General features: G+C 66.5%; 9 protein-coding genes. 6 read left to right on the top strand and 3 right to left on the bottom strand.

Annotation, left to right across the window (positions count from 1 at the left end; genetic code table 11):
* Positions 1 to 468, top strand: a 468-nt coding sequence (locus GJV64_RS09590) for an OB-fold nucleic acid binding domain-containing protein (protein WP_235927683.1), incomplete at its 5' end; no start/stop codon positions are given.
* Between the two features lie 31 nt (positions 469 to 499).
* Positions 500 to 1000: a CinA family protein gene (locus tag GJV64_RS09585; RefSeq protein WP_164157020.1), complete on the top strand. Its 501-nt coding sequence runs from the start codon at positions 500 to 502 to the stop codon at positions 998 to 1000.
* A gap of 603 nt (positions 1001 to 1603) precedes the next feature.
* On the opposite strand, the gene GJV64_RS09580 is transcribed toward GJV64_RS09585, so the two are convergent.
* Positions 1604 to 3034 (bottom strand): amidase, encoded by a 1431-nt coding sequence (locus GJV64_RS09580; protein WP_164157019.1) that lies wholly within the window; start codon positions 3032 to 3034, stop codon positions 1604 to 1606.
* A 646-nt stretch (positions 3035 to 3680) separates the two neighbouring features.
* Complete coding sequence (locus GJV64_RS09575) at positions 3681 to 4106, bottom strand: VOC family protein (RefSeq protein WP_164157018.1); 426 nt, start codon at positions 4104 to 4106, stop codon at positions 3681 to 3683.
* A 32-nt stretch (positions 4107 to 4138) separates the two neighbouring features.
* Here GJV64_RS09575 and GJV64_RS09570 point away from each other — a divergent pair, with 32 nt between their 5' ends.
* The 4 genes from GJV64_RS09570 to tatC all read left to right on the top strand — a co-directional run bounded on the left by GJV64_RS09570 (position 4139) and on the right by tatC (position 6720).
* The gene (locus GJV64_RS09570; protein WP_235927682.1) at positions 4139 to 5149 is read left to right on the top strand and encodes an NADP-dependent oxidoreductase; all 1011 of its coding nucleotides are present in this window, start codon (positions 4139 to 4141) and stop codon (positions 5147 to 5149) included.
* 90 nt (positions 5150 to 5239) lie between these two features.
* Positions 5240 to 5476, top strand: coding sequence for a twin-arginine translocase TatA/TatE family subunit (locus tag GJV64_RS09565; RefSeq protein ID WP_164157017.1), 237 nt, complete (start codon positions 5240 to 5242; stop codon positions 5474 to 5476).
* Between the two features lie 30 nt (positions 5477 to 5506).
* Complete coding sequence (tatB, locus tag GJV64_RS09560; protein WP_164157016.1) at positions 5507 to 5932, top strand: Sec-independent protein translocase protein TatB; 426 nt, start codon at positions 5507 to 5509, stop codon at positions 5930 to 5932.
* Positions 5929 to 6720 carry a twin-arginine translocase subunit TatC gene (tatC, locus tag GJV64_RS09555; RefSeq protein ID WP_164157015.1) on the top strand — a complete coding sequence of 264 codons (792 nt, stop codon included), beginning with the start codon at positions 5929 to 5931 and terminating at the stop codon, positions 6718 to 6720. The genes tatB and tatC overlap by 4 nt, the downstream gene beginning before the upstream one ends.
* Here tatC and GJV64_RS09550 read toward each other — a convergent pair whose 3' ends face one another.
* Entirely contained in the window at positions 6721 to 6840 is a 120-nt protein-coding gene (locus tag GJV64_RS09550) for an entericidin A/B family lipoprotein (RefSeq protein ID WP_164157021.1), read from the bottom strand.
* Between the last annotated feature and the right edge of the window lie 192 nt (positions 6841 to 7032).

Below are 7032 nucleotides of genomic sequence, written 5' to 3'. Positions count from 1 at the left end.
CGCCGCTTCTTCCCCGGCGTGCTCACCGCCGCCCAGTTCGCCGCCGCGAAGAATGGCCGGCGGGCCACGGTGGCCGGCGTCGTGCTGGTGCGGCAGCGCCCCGGCGGCGGCAACGCCATCTTCATCACGCTGGAAGATGAAACCGGCGTGGTGAACGTGGTGGTGTGGGCGCGGCTGTTCGAGACGTTCCGCAGGGCGATCATGGCCAGCCGGCTGATGCAGGTGGAAGGCGAGGTGCAGCGCAGCCCCGAAGGCGTGATGCACCTGATGGCCACACGCATCACCGACATGTCTGCTGTTCTGGACCGCCTGTCCGACGCGCACGACGGCACCACGCCGCTGGCCCGGGCGAGCGAGGACCTGGTGCACGGGCCAGCGGGTCGCAAGCCGCCACCGCCCAAGGCGGCTCCGCGCGGACGGCACCCGCGCGACGTGCGCATCCTGCCCCGCAGCCGGGATTTTCATTGAAGCCCGCCCGCCACCGCGCCAAGTTGCGGCCATGACGATGGACACCCTGTTCGCCACCGCCGCCCACATCGGCGCGCAGCTCAAGGCCCGTGGCGAGACCGTTGCGGTGGCCGAATCCGCCGCCGGCGGGCTCATCTCGGCGGCGCTGCTCAGTGTGCCGGGCGCCTCGGCCTTCTATCTCGGCGGCGCGGTCGTCTACACGCCGCGCGCCCGGCATCGCCTGCTCGGCCTCAGGCGCGAAGACGTGCGCGGCTTCATGTCCGCCACCGAACCCTTCGCGCTGCTGATGGCGCAAACCATCCGCAAGCAGCACAGCGTGACCTGGGGCATCGGCGAAACCGGCGCAGCCGGCCCGAACGGCAACCCCTATGGCCACGCGGCGGGGCATGACGTGGTGGCCGTAAGCGGCCCGGTGCAGGTGGCCCGCACCATCGCAACGGGATCAAGCGACCGGCAGGCCAACATGGTGGCGTTTGCGGTGGCAGCGCTGGACTTGCTCGCCGAACAGTTGGACAGAGAAGAAGGCAAATAAAGGCCTCCGGCGGGCAGGGTCGCAGACCCTGCACACATTTGTTTTGGGGTGCGCTGATTGGGGACGTTTCCGCGCGCGACCCTGTAGCGGACATTCCCTGGGGCTGCTATTTGAACCTTATGGAAGCGGATAGATCTGCAATTCCAAAGCGCTTTGAGATCGCTCGTCGCTGGCAAGTACCGGCCGCAGTTTCTTCTGCCGTCTTCCTTCTGAGCTGCCTTATCGGTTGGCCATTTGGCTATCTGTGGCCCTCGGCAGTTGGGCTGGCTCTTTTCATTCCCGCCGTCGCGCTGTTCAGCATTAAGTGTGATGCGTGTGGCTATCCAGCATTCCAAGATCATCAAGCCGAAGAGCGCTTGAGGCGCGATAAGCGATTCTGGACACGCTTCTGGGGCAAGGAATATGGGGGTGTTAATTTTCCGCTTCGGTCTGAGTGTTCGAAATGTGGGGCGCTTTTCGTCAAAGTAGAAGACTGACCGCGCTTATCCAATGACGTCTGGTTTTCAACCCAATTGGGCCTTTAAGCGCCGCCCGAAAACAAACGGGTGCAGGGACTGCGTCCCTGCCCGCCGGAGGCTCGGCTTCTTGTCTTCCCGCTAAACCTCAACCCCACACCGGCGGGTGGCGCAGCGCCCACGGCTGCGCTGCCTCCAGTTGCGCCGCCAGGCGCAGCAGCAGCGATTCATCGCCATAGCGGCCGATGAACTGGCTGCCGATCGGCAGATTGTCGGCGTTCCAGAACAGGGGCAGCGTGATCGCCGGTTGGCCGGTCATGTTGGCCATGGTGGTGAACGGCACGAACTCGAGCAGCTGGCCGATGGTGGCCTCGGGGTTGGCGGATTCGGTGTCCACCGTGCCGATCTTCAGCGGCGGTGCGCCCAGGGTGGGGGTGAGCATCACGTCATACTGCTGGTGCAGTGCGGCGGCGGCGCGGCCGAACTGGTGGATGGCGTTCAGCGATGCCTGATACTGGGCGGCGCTGAAGCTCTTGCCCATTTCGTATACGGCGAGCGTATAGCCTTCGAGCTGGTTGGGCGATGGCACGGCGCCGGTGGCCGCCGCGATGCTGTCGATCAAGCTCACCTGGCTGGTGGCATAGAGCACGGTGAACGGCTCCGACGAGGCCGCCCACCAGGCCGGCGGGTCGATCAGATCGACCTGATGGCCCAGCGACCGGCACAGCGCGGCGGTGTGATCGACGGCGGTCAGGCAATCGGCGTGCGGGGCCGATCCATCCGGCCGTACCCGCACCAGGGCGATGCGCAAGGCCCCCGGCGCGTTGGCCAGTTCGGCGAGCCAGGAGGCTGGCGGCGGCGGCGCGCAATAGGGATCGCCAGGCGCGCTGCCCGCCGTCGCGTCCAGCATGGCGGCCGAATCGCGCACGCTGCGCGACACGACATGCTCCACCTCCAGGCCGCCCCAGCCTTCGCCCAGCGTTGGCCCCACGGACGTGCGGGCACGGGTGGGCTTCAGGCCAACGAGCCCGCAGCAGGAGGCCGGAATGCGGATCGAGCCGCCGCCATCATTGGCGTGCGCCACCGGCACCATGCCGGACGCCACCGCCGCCGCCGCACCGCCCGACGATCCGCCCGGCGTGCGGTTGATGTCCCACGGGTTGCGCGCCGGGCCATAAAGGCGCCCTTCGGTGACTGGCATCAGCGTCAATTCCGGCACATTGGTCTTGCCCAGCGGCACCAGCCCGGCGGCCAGGAAGCGGTTGGTGAGATTGGCGTTCTGCTCATACGGCGTCGCCGGCACGAAGGCCGAGCCATGCCGCGTCGGCGCGCCGGCGATATCCCCCAGTGAATCCTTCAGCAGGAACGGCACCCCGGCAAAGCGCCCCGGCGGCAACGGCCCCTTCGCCATCGCCCGCGCGCGATCGAACATCGTCCACACCACGGCGTTGATCTTGGGATTGTGCCGCTCGATCCGGGCAATGGCGGCATCGACCAGTTCGATCGGCTGCACCTGCTTCGTCGCCACCAGCTCCGCGAGGCCCAGGCCGTCCAGTTTGGAATAGTCGTCAAGGCTCATGGCAGGCTCCAGCGCGAGGGACGATCAGGACGCAACGACGACCGCCGCGATGCTGCGACCGGCCGCCCTGCGGCGCAAGCCATATTGCGCACGCGCCAGCCGCCGGGGATGAGAAGGGAGCGGAACAGGGGCCTCCGGCGGGCAGGGTCGCAGACCCTGCACCCATTTGTTTTCGCATGGGCAGGGCGCGACTGAGTATCCGCTTGCGACCCCTTGGCCGCCATTGAGACACGAGCACGCCTATCTCGATACCTCATTTTGGTTTAGCTTCGCGGGATGGGTAGCGACGGATATCGTGAAAGCCCCACCATCGGTGGGAAATCGGGCTTTTTCATCGCAATTGTCGCCTGTGTGCCGCTGCTCGCGATAGTGGCAATCGTTGGTTACGATGACATCCGATGGTGGCACGTAATCGTGGCGCTGGCGACTGCGCTTGGGATTGGGGTGGTTGGAAGGGTGATCATTAACTGGCTTGTTAAGCGAGTGGGGAGCGAGCGATAATACCCCGTCTGTGACGTCCGTTTGCTCAGTCTTGATGCCCACTTCCGGACATTCCGCTTCTCACTCCAGCTCTGCCATCAACCACCGCCCGAGAACGAATGGGTGCAGGGTCTGCGACCCTGCCCGCCGGAGGCTTCACTTCTCCTCAATCCCCCAGCGTCACTGCACCATCCGGCCCCGGCACCATGAACGGGTTGTAGACCACTTCCCACGGATGGCCGTCGGGGTCGCAGAAATAGCCAGAGTAGCCGCCCCAGAAGGCGTCGTGGGCGGGTTTTTGCAGGGATGCCCCATTGGCCACCGCGCGGGCGAGGAGTGCGTCGACTTCGGCCTTGCTGCTGACATTGTGGGCGAGGGTGAAGCCGCCGAAGCCGGGGCCGCGATCTTTCATCCCGCAATCTTCGGCCAGCTTGTCGAACGGGTAGATGGCAAACGCCATGCCGCCGCACTGGAACATGGCGATGGCCTCGAACTTCCGGGCCTTGCGCGGCCAGCCCATCGCTTCCCAGAAGGCGACGGCGCGCGCCATATTGTCGGTGCCGAGGGTGACGATGCTGATGCGCTGGTCCATGATGGCCTCCGGTTGATCGGGGAGACGATGGCATGACCGCCACCACAATGAAACGCATCGTGCTGGCGCGACACATCGTCGGTGCGCCGACGCCGGAGGATTTCCGGCTGGAGGAGTTGCCGATACCGGACCTGGCGGAGGGCCAGTTGCTGATCGCCAACCGCTTCATCAGCTGCGATCCTGGCACCCGCTCCCGCCTGTCGCCCGGGGCTTCCTATGCGCCGCCGCTGCAGCCCGGCGCGATGGTCGATGGCTTTGCGGTGGGCGAGGTGGTGGAGAGTCGCCATCCGCGCTTTGCCGCCGGTGATCTGGTGATGGGCACTGGCTGGGCCACCCACATGGTGTCGAACGGGCGCGGATACCTGTCGAAGGTGCCTGATCTGGGCGTGTCGCTCTCCCTGTGGAACGGCATATTGGGCGTGCCGGGGATGACGGCGTGGTTTGGCCTGAAGCGCGTGGCGCAGTTGCAGGCCGGCGAGCGCGTGCTGGTGACGAGCGCTGCCGGGCCGGTGGGCGCGACGGCGGGGCAACTGGCGAAGATCTGGGGCGCGTCCAACGTCACCGGCATTGCTGGGGGCGCAGAGAAGTGCCGCTGGCTGGTGGAAGACTGCGGCTTCGATGCCGCGCTTGATTACAAGGCGCCGGATTTTGACGCCCAGTTCGCCGCCGCCAGTGCCGATGGCTGGGACGTGCTGTTCGACAATGTCGGCAACGCCAGTGTTGATCGCGCGCTGCCGGTGATGCGGATGAAGGGGCGCATCGTGATCTCTGGCCAGGTGGCGGATTACAATCTGACGCCGATGGAGGCGCCCGGCATCCACCACACGCGCGAGTTCATCGGCAAGCGGCTCAGGATGGAAGGGATGGTGGTGTTCGATGATTTGCCTGCCTTCCCCGCCGCGCAGGAAGAGCTCGCCGGCCTCATCCGCGCAGGCCGGGTCAAGTATCGCGAGGAGATCTTCGACGGGATCGAGCAGCTGCCGCAGGCCTTCTGCGGCCTGTTCAGCGGGCAGAGCTTCGGGCGGCGGCTGATCCGCGTCTAGCGGGGTGCGCTGCTGCAAATGCTGGCATTGCCTCCACCTTGGGCGTAAGAAGCGAGCGTATCATCCGCGCAACTGCAAGGGTTTCATCACATGGGTTCGTTCAGCCTCACCCACTGGCTGGTAGTCATCCTGGTCATCGTGCTGCTGTTCGGCCGCGGCCGCATTTCCGATCTGATGGGTGATTTCGCCAAGGGCATCAACAGCTTCAAGAAGGGGCTGAGCGATGGCGATGCGCCGGCCCCGCCCGCCGCGCCGCCCCCGCAGGTGACCGGCGGCACCCAGGCCAACACCCAGTCCCGCGGCGTGAGCGAGGAAAGCCGCCCCTGAGACAAGGGCGCGAGGTGCTGATCGGCAGCCATGTTCGGCATTGATTCCTCGGAGCTGGCGCTCATCGCGCTGGTGGCGCTGCTCGTCATCGGCCCGAAGGACCTGCCCAAGGTGATGCGCTGGCTGGGCCAATGGACCGGCAAGGCGCGCGCCATGAGCCGCCACCTGCGCACCGGCTTCGACGCGATGATGCGCGAGGCCGAGATGGAGGAAATGCAGAAGATCTGGGCGCAACAGAACGAGGCCATCATGAAGGCCACGTCGCTGCCCGAACATGTGCTGCCCGACCTGTCGGGCCCGGTGCCGCTCGATCCGGACTTTGCCGGCTGGCCTGATCCCGCGCCGCCGGTCGTGGAAGCACCTCCGGTCGCCGAAACACCGCCGAAGAAGCCGCGCAAGCCGCGCGCCAAGAAGGCTGCGGCTGCAGTGCCGGCCGAGCCGGGTGAGGCGGCATGACCGACGAGGTCGACCGCTCCGACATCGACGCCAGCAAGGCGCCGCTGATGGATCATCTGATCGAGTTGCGCGGGCGGCTGTTGCGCTGTGTCGTCTATTTCGTGGTCGCCTTCGCGCTGTGCTTCAGCCAAGCGGGGCGCATCTTCGATTTCCTGGTGCAGCCGCTGGTCGATGCGTCGGGCGCCGGTGCGCGGCTGATCTACACCAAGCTCTATGAAGCGTTTTTCGTGGAGATCAGGGTGGCGGCCTTTGCCGGCATCTGCATCGCCTTCCCGCTGATCGCCAACGAATTGTGGCGCTTCGTGGCGCCGGGCCTCTACAAGCGCGAACAGCGCGCGCTGCTGCCCTTCCTGCTGGCCACGCCAGTCCTGTTCACGGCGGGAGCGGCGCTCGCCTATTATGCCGTGATGCCGGCGGCCTTCCGGTTTTTCCTGGGCTTCCAGCAGATGGGGGGCGCCAGTGGCATCAACCGCGAGGCGCTGCCGGCGATGGGCGAGTATCTCGACCTCGTGATGAGCCTGATCCTTGCGTTCGGCATCGCCTTTTTGCTGCCGGTGCTGCTGATGCTGCTGGAACGCGCCGGGATCATCAACCGTCGGCAGCTGATCGCCGGGCGCCGCTATGCCGTGGTTGGCGCCTTCGTGGCGGCCGCCGTGCTCACCCCGCCCGATCTGTGGAGCCAGGTGGCGCTCGCCATCCCGCTGATCCTGCTCTACGAGATCTCGATCATCGGGATCTGGCTCACCGAGAAGCGGCGGGCCCGCAGCACGGCGGCCGAAGCCACCTGATCACTTCGTCTCTTCGGCCGACTTGGTCATCGCCTTGCCGACGCTGCTGATATCGCGGCCGGCGCCTTCGATCGTGTTGCAGGCGGCCAGCAGGGCGAGCAGCGGCAGCATGTGCAGCATCTTGCGGTTCTTCATGTCAGCTCCCTCTTCGCATCCTAGCGCCGGCCTCTAACCCCGGCGCGCTTGCTGAAGTCTTAACGCGCTGGCATGGGCGGGTCATGCGTTTTGTCCTGCCTCAGCGGCCGCTGCCCGCCGATCTGGCGGCGCTGCTGCCGGCCGGGCTGCCGCCGGCGCTGGCGGCGGCAGCCGGCG

This window comes from Sandarakinorhabdus rubra (assembly GCF_010994245.1).
Classification (GTDB): domain Bacteria; phylum Pseudomonadota; class Alphaproteobacteria; order Sphingomonadales; family Sphingomonadaceae; genus Sandarakinorhabdus; species Sandarakinorhabdus rubra.
The sequence above is the reverse complement of the archived record's forward strand: the minus strand, read 5'-3'. Positions and strand labels throughout refer to the sequence as shown.